This is a genomic window from Streptomyces sp. NPDC003032 (assembly GCF_053591415.1).
The window spans coordinates 8,000-27,719 of sequence record NZ_JBSFTT010000047.1; the positions used below are offsets into that span (position 1 = coordinate 8,000).

The following is a 19,720-nucleotide window of genomic DNA, read 5'->3' on the forward strand; positions in this document are numbered from 1 at the left end:
CTTGGCTCGCCCGGCGGTCCCGGTGGTGGGGCGCTCGCCAGGGTGGCCCACCACCGGGACTGGTGAGCCGTTCGTCGGAGGCACGGCTCAATCGCCGGCCCACGCCCGTCGGTCAACGCACCACCCCGCCGTACGCCGTCCGCTCCGCACCAGGTCACCATCCCGTTCCACCGCACCGTCGCACCACCCCGTTCCACTGCATCACCGCATCACCGCGCACACCCGGTGTGTCACGTCCGATCCAGCGCACCGTCCACGAGGCGAGGCCGGGATCGTCCGCGTGGCCCGCGTCGCATCGCCCCGCTCTCCAGAAGGACTTCACCCATGACGGACCTGCACGACAAGCCCGCACCGGCGTCCTCCCTGCCGCAGGGCGGCCCCACCGCCGACGCGCCGGAGAACGCGGCGGCTTCGGCGTATCCGACGCTCGGCGAGCTCTTCACCGCCTGGGTGACCCGAACCCCGGACGCACCGGCCCTCACCGACGGCCGACGGACCTGGACCTACCGTGAACTGGCCGACCGTACCGACCGGTTGGCCGCGCACCTGATAGGCCGGGAAGCGGGGCCGGACCGGGTGGTGGCCCTGGTCCTGCCGCGCTCCATGGAGCTGATCGCGGCGGAGCTGGCCGTCGCTCGGGCGGGCGCCGCCTTCCTGCCCGTGGACCCGGCGTACCCCGCTGAGCGCCGTGCGCTGATGCTCGCCGACGCCGCGCCCGCGCTCACCCTGGACGATCCGCGCCAGGTGCGCGAACTGCTGGAGACCGGAGAGGTAGCGGGACACACGGATGGCCCCGGCGTGGACGCGGACCACGCGGCGTACGTCATCTACACCTCCGGTTCCACCGGCACCCCCAAGGGCGTGACGGTGACCCACCGCGGCATCGGCGGCTTCACCTCGGCCGCCGCCGAGCGGTACACGGTGGGTCCCGGCGACCGGGTACTCCAGTTCTCCTCGCCGAGCTTCGACGCCTCCGTCCTGGAGCTGTTCGTCTCCGTCCTGTCCGGTGCCACGCTCGTCGTACCGCCGAACGGGCCCTGGCTGGGCGACGAACTCGCCGCGGTCCTGGACGAGCACCGCATCACCCACGCCCTCATCCCGCCCGCCGCGCTGGCCTCTCTGCCTGACCCCGCGCTGGGCACCGCCCGCCACCTGCGCACGCTGATCGTGGGGGCCGAGGCCTGCCCGGCCGGGCTCGTGGACCGCTGGGCACCCGGCCGCCGGATGATCAACTCCTATGGCCCGACCGAAACCACCATCGTCGCCACGTGGACCGGACCGCTCACCGCGGGCAGCGGTACGCCGACGATCGGCGGCGCTCTGCCGCACACCCGGGTGTACGTCCTGGACGCCGCGATGCGGCCCGTGCCGCCCGGCGCCGACGGCGAGTTGTTCGTGGGCGGTGACGCGGTGGCCCGCGGCTACCTGGGCCGCCCCGGGCTGACGGCGGCGCGCTTCGTCGCCGATCCCTTCGGCGCGCCCGGAGCGCGTCTGTACCGCACCGGTGACCGGGTGCGGTGGACCGCCGAGGGCGAGCTGGAGTTCCTGGGCCGCCTTGACCGGCAGGTGAAGATCCGCGGCTTCCGGATCGAGCCGGGCGAGATCGAGGCGGCGTTGCGCCGGGCCGGCGACGGCGCCGTCGGCGAGGCCGTGGTCGTGGTACGCGAGGACGTGCCGGGCCATCAGCGCCTCGTCGCCTACGTCACCGCAACCACGCAGGCTGCGCCCGCCAGCAGCCCCGCCAGCAGCCCCGCCACGCAGGCTGCGCCCGCCCCCCAGGCTGGGCCCGGCCGCGCCACCCAGGCTGGCCCCGTCAGCCCCGTCAGCCCCGTCAGCCCCGCCAGCTCCGTCAGTCCCGTCAGCCCTGCCGGCCCCGTCGGCCCAAGCGGCACTGACGGCCCCATCGTCGCCTCGACCGCCTCCGCCGCGCACCCCATCGACCCGGTCGTCCTGCGCGCCGCCATCGGGGCCATGCTGCCCGGGCACATGGTGCCGTCCGCCATCGTGGTGCTCGACCGGATGCCGCTCACCCCGCAGCACAAGATCGACCGGCGGGCCCTGCCCGCGCCGGAGCGGTCGGTGGCGGCCGGTCATGTGCCGCCGCGGTCGGCCCAGGAGCGCGCCCTCGCCGGGATCTGGGCGGATGTCCTGGGCGTCGACGCGGTCGGGATCACCGACGACTTCTTCGAATTGGGCGGTGAGTCGATCCTCGCCGCCCGTGTGCTCGCCCGCGTCCGGGACGACCTGGGCGTCCGGCTGACCGTGCGGGACGTGTTCACCGCGCGGACGATCGCCGCGCTCGCGCCCCTGCTCGCCGACCCGTCGGCCGCCGCGCCGCCGGAGCCGATCCCGCCGGCCCCCCGCGAGGCCGGACTGCCGCTGTCCAGCGCGCAGCGGCGGCTGTGGTACCTGGACGACCTCACCGCGGGCGGCACCGAGTACAACACCGGCGTCTCCCTCAGGCTGCGCGGCGCCCTGGACCCGGACGCGCTGCACCGCTCCCTGCTCCGTCTCGCGGCCCGGCACGACTCCCTGCGCACCACGTTCCCCACGGTCGACGGCCAGGGCGTCCAGCGTGTCGCGCCGGAGCCGGACGTACCCCTGCGGACGGCCGATCTCACCGGCGTACCCGACGCACGGCGCGCCGAGGCCGCCGAGAAGCTGCTCACCGAGGAACTCGGCCACCCGTTCGACCTGGCGGCCGGGCCGCTCACCCGTGCGCTGCTCCTACGGCTCGCCGCCGAGGACCACCTGCTGCTCCTGGCCCAGCACCACATCGTCACCGACGGCTGGTCGGTCGGCATCCTCACCCGCGAACTCGCCGCCCTCTACCACGCGGAGGCCACAGGTGAGCCGGACGGACTGACGCGACCCGGTGTCCAGTACCCGGACTTCGCGGTGTGGGAGCGCCGACAGCGGGCCGGTGACGCGGACACCGCCGACCTGGCCTACTGGAAGCGGCACCTGGCGGGCCTCCAGCACCTGGAGCTGCCCACGGACCGGCCGCGTCCCGCCGAGCGCACCACCGTCGGCGCGACCCACCGGCACGTGCTGCCCGAGGAGTTGACGTCCCGGCTGCGGCAACTGGCCGCGGGCCGCGGCACCACGGCGTTCACCCTGTTCGCGGGCGCCGCCGCGCTGCTGTTCTCCCGCTACTCGGGACAGCGCGACATCGCGCTCGGCACCGTCACCAACGGGCGCGGTCGCCAGGACCTGGAGGACGTACCGGGCTTCTTCGCCAACACCGTGGTGCTCCGCGGCGAAGTGGACGAACGCGCGACCGTGGACCGGTTCGTGGAGACGATGCGGTCGACGGTGCTTGACGCCTTCGCCCATGACGGGGTTCCGTTCGACCGGGTGGTGGAGGAGCTGGCCCCGCCCCGCGACCCGAGCCGCACCCCGCTGGTGCAGGTGCTCGTCGTACAGCAGACCGCCTTTACCGCACCACCGCTCGCCGGTGGTCTGCGCGTCACCGAACACCCGCTGCCTCGCCCGGCCGCCCGCTTCGACCTGGTCCTGGAGTTCGCGCCGGAGGCGGACGGCGGCTGTGCGCTGACCGTGGAGTTCAACAAGGACCTGTTCGACGCGGCGACCGTGACCCGGATGACCGGTCACCTGCATCGGCTCCTCGAGGGCATGGCGGACGGCCCGGGCCGCACGCTGGCCGAACTGCCCATGCTCGCGGCCGAGGAACAGCGCGCGCTGGTGGAGAGCTGGAATCCGCCCACCCGCGCGGCGCGGCAGAACGAGTACGGCACGCTGCCCGCACTGCTCCACGCCCAAGCGGCCCGGACCTCGGACCGTACCGCCGTCGTCTGCGGCGAGGTCCGGCTCGACTACGCCGAAGTCGCCCGGCGCGCGTCCCGCCTTGCCCGACTGCTCGTCGCGCGCGGCGCTGGACCCGAGACGTTGGTCGCGCTCTGCCTGCCGCGCTCCGCCGACCTCGTGCCCGTGCTGTGGGCGGTGCTCGCCTCGGGCGCCGGCTACCTCCCGGTCGACCCGGCCTATCCCGCCGAGCGGGTCCGCCTCATGCTCGACGACGCCCGGCCCGCCCTCGTCCTCGCCACCCGGGAGACCGCCGCCGCGCTGCCCCCGGAGTGCGTACCGCTGCTCCTGGAGGACCACGCCACCCCGAACGCGCCCGACGCCCAGCCGACCGACGCCGAACTGACGGACGCCGACCGGCTCCGGCCGCTGTTGCCGGACCATCCCGCGTACGTCATCTACACCTCTGGTTCCACGGGCCGCCCCAAGGGCGTGGTGGTCAGCCATCGCAGTGTCGCCGCGCTGGCCGAGTGGACGGGGGAGCGGTTCGGGCCCGAGGGCCTGGCCCATGTGATCGCCTCCACCTCCCTCAACTTCGACGTCTCGGTGTTCGAACTGATCTGCCCCCTGGTGGCCGGCGGCACCGTCGAGGTGGTCGCCGACCTGCCGGCCCTCGCCGACGGCACCGGGCCCCGGCGCGCCACACTGCTCAGCGGCGTGCCGTCCGTCGTCTCCCGGCTCGTCGCGGGCGGTACGGCACCCCTGACCGCCGACACAGTCGTCCTCGCCGGCGAGGCCCTGTCCGCGCAGACCGCGCAGGATGTGCGGGCCGCCATGCCCGGCTGCCGGATCGCCAACGTCTACGGCCCCACCGAGGCCACCGTGTACGCCACCGCCTGGTTCGCCGGTGACCGGCTGCCGGAGCAGGCCCCGCCCATCGGCGACCCGGTGGCGCTCACTCGCGCCTACGTACTGGACACCTCCCTGCGGCCGCAGCCCATCGGCGTCCCCGGCGAGCTGTACCTCGGGGGCGGCGGCCTGGCCCGCGGCTATCTGAACCGGCCCGGACTGACCGCCGCCCGGTTCGTCGCCGACCCGTTCGGCGCGCCGGGAGAGCGCATGTACCGCACCGGCGACCTGGTGCGCCGCCGCTCCGACGGCGTACTCGAATACGTGGGCCGGACGGACCAGCAGGTCAAGGTGCGCGGCTTCCGCATCGAACTGGGCGAGGTGGAGGAGGCGCTGCGCGGCTGCGCGGGCGTGGCCGAGGCGGCCGCCCTCGCCGCCACCGACGGCGACGGCAACCGGCGCCTGATCGGCTACGTCGTCCCGGCCGCCGGGCAGCACACCGAACCCGATGCGGTGCGCCGGGACCTCGGCCGTACGCTGCCCGACTACATGGTCCCGACGACCGTCGTCGTACTGGACGCCCTGCCGCTCAACCCCAACGGCAAGCTCGACCGCGGCCGGCTCCCCGGCCCCGGCCCCGCCGTGCGCGCGGTCCGCCACGTCGCGCCCCGCACACCCACCGAGGCCACCCTCGCCGGGATCTGGGCGGAGGTGCTGCGGGAGGAACGCATCGGCGTCGACGACAACTTCTTCGAACTCGGCGGCGACTCGATCCTCAGCATCCAGGTGGTGGCCCGCGCCCGGCAGGAGGGCCTGCCGCTCACCTCACGGGACCTCTACCAGCACCAGACCGTGGCCGCCCTCGCGCACTGCGCGGACTCCGCGGTGGGCCCGCGCGAAGCAGCGCCCGCACCGCAGGCGGCCACCGGCACGGCCCCCCTGACCCCCATCCAGCACTGGCTGTACGACGCCGTCGGCGAACGCGCCGGCCACTTCTCCCAGGCGCTGTCCCTCCGGATGCCCGCCGATCTGGACCCGGCGGCGCTGGAGGACGCGCTGAACGACCTGGTCGCCCACCACGACGCCCTGCGCTCCCGCTTCACCGGCGACGAGTCGGCGGGCTGGCACATCGACGAGCGGACACCCCGCCTCCGACTGGCCCACCACACCGGTCCGGAGACGGACACCCCGCACCTCGGCCCGTTCGATCTCGCCCGGGGACCGCTGCTGCGGGCCGTGCTGCACGACCCAGGCACCGAACCCGGCACCGACGCGTCCCGCGTGCTGCACCTCGCCGTGCACCACCTGGTGGTCGACGGAGTCTCCTGGCGGCTGCTGCTCGAAGACCTGGACCGCGCCTACCGGGCCCGCCGCGCGGGCGAGGACGGCGCCGAGGCACTGCCCGCGAAGTCCTCACCGCTGCGCCAGTGGGCCCGCAGGCTGAACGCCCACGCGGTGGACGGCGGTTTCGACGACGAGCGCGCGTACTGGGCCGAGGCGGTCCCCGCCGCCGGGCCCGCCCTGCCCGCCGAACTGACGGGCGGCCCCGGCACCTACGCCGAGCAGAGGTCGCTCACCGTGCGTCTCGGCGCCGAGGAGACCTCTGCCCTGCTGCGCACCCTGCCCGACACCTACCGCACCCAGGCCAACGACGTCCTGCTCGGCGCGCTCGGCCGGGCGCTGTGCGGCTGGAGCGGCCGGGAGCGGGTGGTGGTCGACGTCGAGGGGCACGGCCGCGAGGAGCTCTTCGACGAACTGGACATCAGCCGCACGGTCGGCTGGTTCACGACCCGGCATCCCGTCGCGCTCGCCGTCCCCGAGGACGCCGGCTGGGACACCGTACTGAAACAGGTCAAGGAGCAGTTGCGCGCCGTGCCGCGCAACGGCCTCGGCCATGACGTGCTGCTCCGGTCGGCCGGTCCCGGGGCGTCGCCGCGCACCGCGGCCGCGCAGATCAGCTTCAACTACCTGGGCCGCATGGACACGCCGGAGGGCTCCGACAGCCTCTACCGGGGCACCGTACGCCCGTTGGAACTGGACGCCGACCCGGCGACCGAGCGGCCGCACGCCCTTGAGGTCGTCGGCCAACTTGTGGGCGACTCACTGGAGTTCACCTGGTTCTACGCCGACCAGCCGGGCCGCGAGGACACGGTCGCGGGCCTCGCCGGGCGCTTCACCGACGCGCTCACCGACCTGGCCCGGCACGCCACCCGGCCGGGCGCCGCAGGGCGTACCCCGTCCGACTTCCCGCTGGCCCGGCTCGACCAGGCCGCCGTGGACCGGATCACCGGTGCGGACCCGGCCGCGGTGGCCGACGTCCTGCCGCTGACGCCCACCCAGGCGGGCATGCTCTTCCACGGCCTGTCCCAGGACGACCGCGGCGTCTACGTCCAGCAGTTGACGTTCGTCCTGGACGGCGTGCCCGACCCGGCGGCCCTTGCCGAGGCCTGGCAGCACGTCACCGGCCGCACCGAGGTGCTGCGCGGCCGGGTCGTCTGGCAGGACGTACCCGAACCGCTCCTTGTGGTGGAGCGCCACGCGGCCGTGCCCGTCACCCACCTGGACTGGCGCGACCTCACGGAGGACGAGCGCCGTGCCCGCCTCGACGACCTGCTGGTCCGGGACCGCGCCGAGGGCATCGATCTCGAACGGGCCCCGCTCCAGCGCCTCCTGTTCGCCCGCGTCTCCGCCACCGCCGTGCGCGTGGTGTGGTCCTTCCACCATCTGCTGCTTGACGGCTGGAGCATGTTCCAGGTGCTCTCGGACGTCTTCGCCCACCACGCCGGACCCGACGCCGCCGCCCTCCCGCACCGCCCGTCCTACCGGGAGTACGTGTCCTGGCTGCGGCGGCGCGACCGGGAAGCGGCCGAACGGCACTGGCGGCGCAGGCTGTCCGGCCTGACCGAGGCCACGCCGCTGCCGTACGACCGCGAGCCGCGCGAGGCCCACCGCGCCGAGTCCACGCACGCGGTCCACGGCACGCTGCCCGCGGCCGCCACCCGGGCGCTGGAAGAGCTGGCCCGCACCTCGGGCCTCACCCTGAACACCCTGGTACAGGGCGCCTGGGCGCTGCTCCTCGCCCGGCAGGCGGGCCGCGACGAGGTGGTGTTCGGCACCACCGTGTCCGGCCGGCCGGCCGAGCTGCCCGGCGCCGAGGCCATGACCGGTCTGTTCATCACCACCCTGCCCACCCGGGTCACCGTCCCCGGCCACGGCTCCCTGCTCGACTGGCTGCGCGCGCTCCAGCACGACCAGAGCGAGGACCGGCGCTTCGACCATCTGCCGCTCACCCGGCTGAAGACGTACACCGAACTCCCGGAGCGTGTCGGGCTTTTCGACAGCATCGTCGTCTTCGAGAACTATCCGGTGGACGACGACCTCGCCGCCACCCACGGACTGCGCCTGAGCGGCCTGGAAGGCGTCGAGACCACCAACTACCCGCTGAGCCTCACCGCTTACCCGGGCGCGGAGCTGGGCCTGCGCCTCGGCTACGACCCCGAGCTGTTCGACGCCGACACGGCCGGGCGCATGGCCGAGTACCTCACCGTCCTGCTCACCGGCATGCCCACCGGTTCACCGCGCCCGCCCGCCCGGCTGCCGCTGCTCGGCCCGGACCGCCGCGAACAGGTCCTGCGCACCTGGAACGACACCGCCACCGACCTCCCCGACAGCACCGTCGCCGACCTCTTCGCCGCCCAGGTGCGCCGCACTCCCGACGCCGTGGCCCTGGAAGCCGGGGACGAGCACCTCACTTACCGCGAACTCGACGCCCGTGCCAACCAGTTGGCGGCACGGCTTGCCGGGGCGGGCGTACGTCCGGAACACCCGGTCGGCGTCCTCATGGACCGCTCCGTCGAACTGGTCGTCACCCAGCTGGCGCTCGTGCGCACCGGCGGCGTGTACGTGCCGCTGGACGGCAGGGCACCGGCCGAGCGGCTGCGTCGGACCCTGGCCGAGGCCGGGGCGGGCCTGCTGCTCACCGACGCCGCCTGGGAGGCGACGGCCCGCGAGGTACTGCCCGGCGACAACGTGCTGCGCGCCGACGCCGCCTTCGGGTCCGCCCGGTCCGCCCGGTCCGCCAGGTCCACCGGCCTCGCCGACCTCACCGGCCTCACCGGCTCCGCGCCCGACCGGACCTTGCACCCCGACAACATCCAGTACCTGATGTTCACCTCGGGCTCCACCGGCACGCCCAAGGGTGTCGCGGTACGCCAGCGGGACGTCGCCGCGCTCGCCCTCGACCGGGCCTTCGCCGGGCACGACCGGGTCCTCGTGCACTCGCCGCACGCCTTCGACGCCGCCACCTACGAGGTGTGGGTGCCGCTGCTGCGCGGCGGTACGGCCGTCCTCGCCCCGCCCGCCGACCTGGACGCCGCCCAGGTCCGGCACGCCGTCACCAAGCAGCGGGTGAGCTGCCTGTGGCTGACCGCGGGACTGTTCCGCCTGCTCGCCCAGGAGGACCCCGGCTGTCTGCGCGGTGCCCGCGAGGTGTGGACGGGCGGTGAGGCCGTGCCGGGCGCGGTGGTGCGCCGGGTCCTCGACGCCTGCCCCGGACTGACCGTCGTCGACGGATACGGCCCCACCGAGACCACCACCTTCGCCACCCGCCGCGCCTTCCGCTCCGGCGACCCGCTGCCCGCGGTGCTGCCCATCGGACGCCCGCTCGACAACACCCGCGTGTACGTCCTCGACGGCACCCTTCAGCCGCAGCCGCCCGGCATCCCCGGCGAGCTGTACATCGCCGGCGCCGGCCTGGCCCGGGGCTACGCGGGGCGGCCCGGCGCGACCGCCGCCCGCTACCTCGCCGACCCCTACGGCCCGCCCGGCACCCGCATGTACCGCACCGGCGACATCGTGCGCTGGAGCGCCGACGGCGAGCTGCACTTCGTCGGCCGCGCGGACGACCAGATCAAGATCCGCGGCTTCCGCGTCGAACCCGCCGAGATCGAGGCGCGGCTCACCGCCCACCCGGCCGTCGCCGAGGCCGTCGTATCCCTGTACGAGGACGGCGGACGCAAACGGCTTGCCGCCCACCTCGTGCCGGCCGGCGCCGCCGAACTGCCCTCCGCCGCCGGGTTGCGCACTCACCTGGCGGCCGGACTGCCCGACTACATGCTGCCCGCCGCGTTCGTCGCCGTGCCCGAGCTGCCCCTGACGGCCAACGGCAAGGTCGACCGGCGGCGGCTGCCCGCGCCCGACTGGGCGGCGGGCGGCGAACAGGCCCACCGCGCCCCGCGCACCGAGGCGGAGCGCGTCCTCGCCGGGGTCTGGGCCGAGCTGCTCGGCGTGGCACAAGTCGGCGTGCACGACAACTTCTTCATGCTGGGCGGCGACTCCATCCTCAGCATCCAGGTGGTCTCCCGGGCCCGCGCCGCAGGACTCGCGCTCAGCCCCCGTGACCTCTTCCGGCACCCCACCGTGGCCGAACTGGCCGCCGCCACCGAGGGCGCGTCGCGCGCCGTCGCCGGTACCGGACCCGTCACCGGAGCGGCGGGCCTCCTCCCGATCCAGCACTGGTTCCTCGACCCGCGCCCGGCGCACCCCGCCTTCTTCAACCAGTCCGTCGTCATCGAGACGCCCGGCGCCGTCGACCAGGACGCCCTGCGCACCGCGCTGACCGCCCTGTGGACGCACCACGACGCTCTGCGCGCCCGGTTCCACCTCGACGACGAGGGCGCCTGGCGCCAAGACATCGCCGCCGCCGACGGTCCGGTGCCCGACCTGCTCCAGGTGCACGACATGGCGGACGAGGAGCGCGCCACCGCGGCGGCGCACAGCGGACTCCGCCTGGACACCGGGCCGTTGTTCACCGCCCGCCTGTTCACCGCCGACGGCACCCGGCCCGCCCGGCTGCTGCTCGTCGCCCACCACCTGGTGGTCGACGGCGTCTCCTGGCGGATCCTCCTTGAGGACCTGGAGACCGCCTACCGGCAGGCCGCCTCCGGCGAACCCGTACAGCTGCCCGCGCGCACCACCTCCGTACGGGAGTGGGCCGATCGGCTGCGCGACGACGACCGCTTCGCAGCGCAGCTCGGCCGCTGGGAGCGCACCGTCCGGGCCTGCGCCGACCCGCTGCCGGTGGATCTCGACGGCGGCAACACCACGGCCGACGTCCGCGAGGTCACCGTCCGCCTCGACCGCGCACACACCGACGGCCTTCTGCGCCGCGTCCCCGGCGTCTACCGCACCCGCGTCGACGACATCCTGCTCACCGCGCTGGGCCGGGTCCTCGGCGACTGGACCGGACGCGACACCGTCGCCGTCGGCCTGGAGGGGCACGGCCGCGAGGACCAGCTGTTCGAGGACGTCGACCTGTCCCGAACGGTCGGCTGGTTCACCTCGCTCTTCCCCCTCGCCCTGTCCGTCCCGGCCGGCTCCTGGGGCACCGCGCTGAAATCGGTGAAGGAGCAGCTGCGGGCCGTACCCGACCGCGGAATCGGCTACGGCGTGCTGCGCCACCTCGCCCGCGAGGAACGCGAGGGACGCGAGGAACGGCTCACCGGCGCGCCCGAACCCGGCATCAGCTTCAACTACCTGGGCCGCTTCGACTGGTCCGCCGACGAAGGCACCCTCGTCGCGGCGGTGCCCGGCGGCCTGGGCGGAGCCGAGGCACCGGACACCGAACGGCCGCACCTGATGGACATCGTGGCCCGGGTCGAGGACGACCGCCTTGAGATCACCTGGTACTACAGCGCCGGACGGCACCGCGAGGAGACCGTCACCGCGCTGGCCGAGAACATGCTGCGGGCGCTCGGCGACATCGTCGCGCACTGCGCCCTGCCGGACGCGGGCGGCCGTACCCCGTCGGACTTCCCGCTGGCCCGCCTCGACCAGGCCGCCGTGGACCGTATCGTCGGGGACGGCCGGGACGTCGCGGACATCTACCCGCTGACGCCGATGCAGGCCGGCATGCTCTTCCACAGCCTGATCGACGCCGACAACCGCACGTACGTCAACCAGGTGCAGCTCGTGCTGTCCGGCGTCACCGATCCGCACGCGCTCGCCGAGGCGTGGCAGCACACCGCCGACGCCAACCCGGTGCTGCGCACCCACCTGGTGTGGCAGGAGACCGCGGAACCCCTCCAGGTGGTCCGGCGCCGGGCCACCGTGCCCGTCACTCACCACGACTGGTCCGGATGGTCCGCCGAGCGCGGCGCACGGGAGCTGGACCGTCTGCTCGCCGAGGACCGGGAGGCCGGCGTCGATCTGGGCACCGCGCCCCTGATGCGGCTGACGCTGATCCGGCTGGCGGCGGACCGGGTCCGGCTGGTGTGGACTTTCCACCACGTCCTGCTCGACGGCTGGAGCGCGGCCCAGGTCTTCGAAGAAGTATGCGAGCGGTACGCTGCCCTGACCGCGGGGCACCGCCCCCAACTGCCCGACCGGCGGCCCTTCGCCGACTACCTGCGCTGGCTGTCCGAGCAGGACACCGACCGCGCCGAACGGTACTGGCGCACCACCCTCGCGGGCTTCCAGGCGCCCACCGAACTGCCCCGCGACCGGCGGCCCGCCGAGGCCCACCGCGCTTCCTCCTCCGGGTCCGTGCGGCTGGCCCTCGGCGCGGACGCCTCGGCACGGCTGCGGGAGACCGCCCAGCGGGCCGGACTGACCCTCAACACGGTCGTCCAGGGCGCGTGGGCGCTGCTGCTGTCCCGTTACGGCGGTGGCGAGGACGTGGTGTTCGGTACGACCGTCTCCGGCCGGCCCGCCGACATGCCCGGCGTCACCTCGATGGTCGGCCTGTTCATCAACACCCTGCCCACCCGGGCCCGCGTCGACGGGCGGCGCGCGCTCCTCGACTGGCTGCGCGAACTCCAGGACGCCCAGGCGGAGGCCCGGCGCCACGACTTCGTGTCGCTGGCGCAGGTGCAGTCGTGGAGCGACGTGCCCGGCGGTACCAGCCTGTTCGACTCCATCGTGGTCTTCGAGAACTACCCCTTCGACGAAGGCGCCATGGCCCGGCACGGTCTGGCGATGGAGGCGGAGCGGGACCTGGAGCCGACGAACTACCCGCTCAGCGTGGTCGTCGCGCCCGGTGAGAACCTGGCCGTGAACCTGGACTACGACCCGGCCGCCTTCGACGCCGGCACGGTGGAGGCGCTCGGCGAGAGCCTGCGCACCCTGCTGACCGGAATGGCCGACGCGCCGGACCGCCGCCTGGCCGACCTGGCCCTCCTCGACCCGGCCGAGGGCCGCGATCTGGTGACCCGGTTCGGTGGACGGGTGGCCGAGGCGCCGTACGACACCCTGCCCGAGGCGTTCCGGCGGCAGGCCGAGCGCACTCCCGACGCCCCGGCCGTCCGCCACGCCGACACCTGCCTCAGCTACCGCGAACTCGACGCCCGCTCCAGCAGGCTGGCCCGGCTGCTCATCGCCGCCGGTGCCGGACCCGAGCGCTTCGTCGCACTCTGCCTGCCCCGCACCGCCGACCTGGTCGTGGCGCTCCTCGCGGTGCTCAAGAGCGGCGCCGGGTACCTGCCGGTCGACCCGCAGTACCCCGCCGAGCGCGTCGCGTTCCTCTTCGAGGACGTACGGCCGGACGCCGTCATCACCGTCGCCGAGACCGCGGGCCGACTGCCCGCAGGGCCGTACACCCGAATCTTCCTCGACGAGCAGCCCGGCACCGACCTGCCGGACACCCCCGTCGGCGACGCCGAACGCCACACCACCCTGCTGCCCGCGCACCCGGCCTACGTCATCCACACCTCCGGCTCGACCGGCCGCCCCAAAGGAGTGGTCGTCAGCCACGCGTCCGTGCGCGCCCTGACCGACTGGGCGGCGGCGGAGTTCACCGGGCGCGGCCTTGAGCACGTGGTGGCGTCCACCTCGCTCAACTTCGACGTGTCGGTCTTCGAGATCTTCTCGCCGCTCCTGGCGGGCGGCTGCGTGGAGATCGTCCGCGACCTGCTGGCCCTCGCCGAACGCCCAGGACCCTGGCGGGCCGGACTTCTCAGCGCGGTGCCCTCGGCCCTGGACCGGCTGCTCGCCGAGGACGCCGTCCACCTCACCGCGGACACCGTCGTCCTCGCGGGGGAGGGGCTGCCCGCCCGGACCGTCGGCCGGGTCCGCGCGGCTGTCCCCGGAAGCCAGGTGCACAACATCTACGGCCCCACCGAGGCCACCGTCTACGCCACCGCCTTCACCTGCGACCCCGCCGACCCCGACCGTGACCCGCCGATCGGCCGACCGCTCGGCGGCGCCCGCGCCTACGCCTTGGACGAGCGCATGCGCCCGGTGCCCGCGGGCGCGCCGGGCGAGCTTTTCCTCGCCGGAACCGGTGTCGCCCGCGGCTACCTGCGCCGCCCCGGCCTGACCGCCGCCCGGTTCCTGCCCGACCCCTTCGGCCCGCCCGGCAGCCGCATGTACCGCACCGGCGACCTGGTCCGCTGGACGGCCGACGGCGACCTCGTCTATCTCGGCCGCGGCGACGACCAGGTCAAGGTCCGCGGCTTCCGCATCGAACTCGGCGAGGTGGAAGCGGCGCTGGCCCGCCACCCGGGGGTGGCGGCGGCAGCGGCCCGCGTCGTCGAACACGGTGGGCACCGCCGCCTGATCGGGTACGTGGTGCCCCACGCGCGGGCTCTGCCGGTGTCCGCCGATGCGGCGGGGGCCGATGGTGACGCGGCGGCTCTGCCGGTGTCCGCCGACGAGGGGGGAGCCGTTGGCGATGCGATGGCTCTGCCGGTGTCCGCCGACGAAGCGGGGGCCGTTGGCAACGCGAAGGCTCTGCCCGGCTCCTCCGACAGGGCAGGTACTGCCGGAGGTACGGCGGCTCCGCCCGGCTCCTCCGACAGGGCAGGTACTGCTGGAGGTGCGGCGGCTCTGCCCGGCTCCTCCGAGGACGCAGGAGCCGTCGGCGATACGGCGGTCTTGCCCGTGCCCGCTGGCGATGCGGGAGTCGTCGGCGGCACGGCGGCCCTGCCCGCACCCGTCGGCGATGCGGGAGCCGCCCGGCCGGCCGGCAACCCGCAGGCGCGCCCCACGGACCACCCGGCCCCCGCCGGTCACGCGGCGCATCCCCCGGCCGCCCTCCCCGACACCGGTGAACTCCGCGCCTTCCTCGCCCGGAGCCTCCCGGACCACCTGCTGCCCGCCCTCGTCGTCCCGCTGGAGCGGCTGCCGCTCGGCGCCACCGGGAAGCTCGACCGGCGGGCGCTGCCCGTACCCGAGTGGGCGGCGCCGACCGCCGGCACGGGTGGCAGGCCGCCGCGTACCGAGGCCGAGCAGACCCTCGCGGCCATCTGGTGCGAGGTGCTCGGCGTACCCGAAGTCGGCGCCGACGACAACTACTTCACGCTCGGCGGCGACTCCGTCCTCGGCATCCAGATCGTCTCCGCCGCCCGGCGGGCCGGGCTCGCCCTGACCCCGCGGCACCTGTTCACCCACCAGACGCTCGCCGAACTCGCCGCCGTGGCCGAGCGGGTGGCCGACACCGCCGGAGCCGCCGCCGAGCAGGGGCCGGTGACCGGCGACGCCCCGCTCACTCCCGTACAGCACTGGCTCCTGGACACCCTCACGGGCGACCCCGCCCACTTCAGCCAGACGGTCTCCTTCGAGCTGGCCGCGGACCCCGACGAGGCACTGCTGCGCGCGGCCCTGTCCGTCGTACTGGAGCACCACGACGCCCTGCGGATGCGCTTCGAGCAGCTCGGCGACGGACGGTGGCGGCAGTACGGCACTCCGCCCGGCGACCACGACGTACACCTGGAGGTGCACGAGCGGACGGCCCCGGACGAGGTCGCCGGCGCGCTGGGCGCCGACTTCGACCTGGCCGGCGGACCGCTGCTGCGGGCCGCGCTGTGCCGGCCGGGCGACGGCGGGCGGCCGGTACTGCTGCTCGCCGCCCACCACCTGGTCGTGGACGCCGTGTCCTGGCGCCTGATCCTGGAGGACCTGGACGCCGCCTACCACGCGCTGCGGGACGGCGCACGGCCCGCCCTCGCCCCGAAGAGCACGTCGCTGCGGACGTGGGCGCGGCGGCTCGCCGAGCACACCGAGGCGGGTGGCTTTGACGGCGAACTCGCCCACTGGCGCAGCCTCGACGACGACGCCGCCGCGCTGCCCGCCGACCGTCCCGGCGGCGCGAACACCGTCGCCGACGAGGAGAGTGTGACCGTCGGCCTCGACGCCGAGGAGACCCGCCGCCTGCTCCAGGACGTGCCGGACGCGTACCGCACCCGCGTCAACGACGTCCTGCTGTGCGCCCTTGGCCGGGTCCTGGCCCGCTGGACCGGACAGGACCGGGTGGCGGTGACCCTGGAGGGACACGGCCGCGAGGAACTGTTCGAGGACACCGACCTCGCCCGGACCGTGGGCTGGTTCACCGCCATGTACCCCGTCGCCCTGGACGTGCCCCGCGCCGCGGACACCGGCACCGTGCTGAAGGCCGTCAAGGAGAACCTGCGGGCCGTGCCGCACGGCGGACTCGGCTACGGCGCGCTGCGCTTCCTGCACCCCACGGCAGGGCGCGAACTGCCCGCCCTGCCGCCGGTCTGCTTCAACTACCTGGGCCGGCAGGACCGTACCGGCACGCCGGGCGGCCTGCTCCACGCGCCCTACGGCGGTCTGTCCGGCGGCATGGACCGCTCGGCGCAGCGGCCGTACCTCCTCGACGTCCTCGGTCAAGTCGGCGCGGAACGGCTGGAGTTCACCTGGTCGTACTCCCGCGACGTGCACGACCGGGAGACCGTTGCCCGCCTTGCGGACGAGCTGACCGACGAACTGCGCGCGATCGTCCGGCACTGCGCCGAGCCCGGTGCCGGCGGCCGCACCCCCGCCGACTTCCCGCTCGCCCCGCTGGACCAGGCGGGCGTCGACCGGCTCGTCGGCGAGGGAGCGGGTGTGGCGGACGTGGTGGACATCTACCCGCTCACGCCCACCCAGACCGGCATGGTGATGCACGGCCTGGACGAGGCCGAACACGGCCTGTACGTCGAGCAGATCACGTTCGTGGCGGACGGCGCCCACGACCCGCGGACCCTGGCCGCCGCCTGGCAGCACGTCGTCGACCGCACCCCCGTGCTGCGCACCTCCGTCGCGCTGCGCGGCGTACCCGTGCCGCTCCAGGTGGTCCACCGGGACGTGACGCTGCCGGTCGCCGAGCACGACTGGAGCGCGGTCCCGGCGGACCGGCACGACGCGGAGCTGGAACGGCTGCTCGCCGACGAGCGGGCCCGGGGGATCGCCCTGGACCGCGCCCCGCTGCTGCGGCTCGCCCTGGTCCGGCTCGGCCAGGACGCGGTCCGCGTGGTGTGGACCTTCCACCACGTCCTGCTGGACGGCTGGAGCGTCTTCCACGTCCTGTCCGACGTCACGGCCGCGCACGCCGCCCTCACCCGCGGCGAGCGGCCCCACCTGCCCGAACGCAGGCCGTTCGCGGACTACGCCGGCTGGCTCGCCGCCCAGGACACCGGCCAGGCGGAGGCGCACTGGCGCACCGCCCTGGCCGGCCTGCGCGGCCCGACCCCGCTGCCGTACGACCGGCGTCCCGCCCCGGACGCCACGGCACGCTCCGGCACCTGGCTGTCCCAGCGGCTCGACACCGAACGGACCAGCCGGATCCAGGAGTTCGCCCGTCGCCAGCGCCTCACCCTCAACACCCTGGTACAGGGCGCCTGGGCGCTGCTCCTCGCACGGTGGAGCGGGGAACGGGAGGTCTGCTTCGGCACCACCGTCTCCGGACGGCCCGCCGATCTGCCCGGCGCCGACACCATCACCGGCCTGTTCATCACCACCCTGCCCGCCCGCACCGAGGTCGACGGTGGTACCGGCTGCGGCGCCTGGCTGCGTGCCTTCCAGGAGGCCCGCGCCGAGGACCGTCGCCACGACCACCTGCCCCTCACCACGCTGAACGCCCTGGGCGAACTACCCCCGGGGACCGCCCTGTTCGACAGCCTGGTGGTCTTCGAGAACTACCCCGTCGGCGACGCGACCGCGGGCGCGCACGGACTCGCCCTGCGTGACCTGGACGCCCGGGAGGCCACCAACTACCCGCTCACCGTGGTCGTCTCGCCCGGCGACCGACTGACCGTGGAACTCGGCTACGACCCGCGGTACTTCGAAGAGTCCAGCGCCGCATCGCTGGCCGGGCAGCTGCTGCACACCCTGGACGTCCTGGCCGCCTCGGACGGCACCACCCGCCTGGACGACCTCGACGTCCTGCCGCCCGCACAGCGCGACCGGCTGCTGCGCGGCCCGGCCCGCCCTGCGACCGGCCCGGTGGCCGCCACCACCTTGCCCGCCCTCGTCGAGGCCGCCGTCGACCGGTGGCCGAACGCAACCGCGCTCGAAGCGCTCGAAGCGGGCGGCTCGGGCGGCTCGGGCGGCGCGCCGCTGAGCTTCACGAAGGCCGAGGACCGGGCCAACCGCCTCGCGCACCGGCTCATCGCACGGGGCACCGGACCCGGCGACCTCGTCGCACTCCTGCTGCCCCGCTCCACGGACATGGTGCTCGCACAGCTGGCGGTGGCGAAGGCCGGCGCCGCGTTCCTGCCCGTCGACCCGGCCTACCCGAAGGAGCGGATCGCCCTGATGCTGAGCGACGCCGCCCCCGCCCTCACCCTCGACGCCCAGGAGGTCGCCGACCTGCTCGCCGCCGCGCCGGACGGCGTCCCCGGACACCGGCCCACCGACGCCGACCGGACCCGCCCGCTCGACCTGGACGACCCGGCGTACGTCATCTACACCTCCGGCTCCACCGGCACGCCCAAGGGTGTCGTCGTCACCCACCGCGGGCTCGCCGCGTTCAGCGCCGCCGAAGCCGCCCACTACCAAGTAGCCCCGGGTGACCGGGTGCTGGCCTTCGCCACGCCCAGCTTCGACGCCTGCGTCCTTGAGCTGTGCGCGTCACTGCCGCACGGTGCCCGTCTCGTCGTACCCCGGCCGGGGCCGCTGCTCGGCGCCGAACTCGCCGACGTCCTGCGGGCCGGGCGCATCACGCACACCCTGCTTCCGCCGGCCGCGCTCGCCACGCTGCCGCCCGACACCCCCGGCACGCTGCCGGACCTGAAGACTCTGATCGTCGGCGCCGACGCGTGCGGCCCCGAACTCGTCGCACGCTGGGCGCCGCACCACCGCATGGTCAACTCCTACGGCCCCACCGAGGCCACCGTCGTCGCCACCTGGTCAGCACCACTGGCCGCGGACGGCAGCGCACCGCCGATCGGCCGCCCACTGCCCGCCACCGGCGCCTACGTCCTCGACGCCCGCCTGCGGCCCGTTCCCGACGGCGTCACCGGCGAACTGTGGCTGAGCGGGCCGGCACTGGCCCGCGGCTACCTGGGCCGACCCGGTCTGACCGCGTCCCGCTTCACCGCCGACCCGTTCGGGCCGCCCGGCACCCGCATGTACCGCACCGGCGACCTGGTGCGCCGCGACAGCGTCGGCGAACTGCACTACCTGGGCCGCACGGACCACCAGCTCAAGCTGCGCGGCCACCGCATCGAGGCGGGCGAGGTCGAGACGACCCTGGTCCGCCATCCGGGCGTCCTTGACGCCGTGGTGACCGTACGCGAGGACGAACCGGGCCTGCCGCGCCTGGTCGCCCACCTGCTCACGGCCTCCGACGCGGAACCGCCAACCCCTGCGGAACTGCGGGAACTGGCCGCACGCTCGCTCCCTGGATACATGGTGCCGTCCGCGTTCGTGGTCCTCGACCGCTTCCCGCTCACCGAGAACGGCAAGACCGACCGGGCCGCCCTGCCCGCCCCGGCACCGGCCGACGAGCGGGGACGGCCCGAGTACGTGGCACCCCGCACCCCCACCGAGGAGGCGGTGGCGGCCATCTGGGAGGAGACCCTCCAGACGGCCGTGGGCGCCGAGGACGACTACTTCCTGCTCGGCGGCGACTCGCTGCGCGCCCTGCTCATCGCCTCCCGCGCCAACGACGCGTTCGCCATCACGCTCACCCCCCGCGACGTCCTGGTCTCCCGCACCGTCGCCGCCCTGGCGGAGCTGGTGGAGGAGCAGGTGCTGAGCGAACTCGAACAGAGCGCGTACGACGGAGATGCCGCGTATGGCGGCCACGACACCGAAGACGCCGCGTCCGGCGGCCCCGACACCGAAGACGCCGCGTCCGGCGGCCACGACCACGACCACGAACGGTGAG

1 protein-coding gene is annotated in these 19,720 nt (G+C 74.8%); it reads left to right on the plus strand.

What is annotated here, in order from left to right; genetic code table 11:
• The first annotated feature begins 324 nt into the window (after nucleotides 1-324).
• On the plus strand, nucleotides 325-19,719 hold the full coding sequence (locus ACWDZ7_RS37540; RefSeq protein ID WP_451803235.1) for a non-ribosomal peptide synthase/polyketide synthase: 19,395 nt from the start codon (nucleotides 325-327) through the stop codon (nucleotides 19,717-19,719).
• Nucleotide 19,720 lies beyond the last annotated feature (1 nt).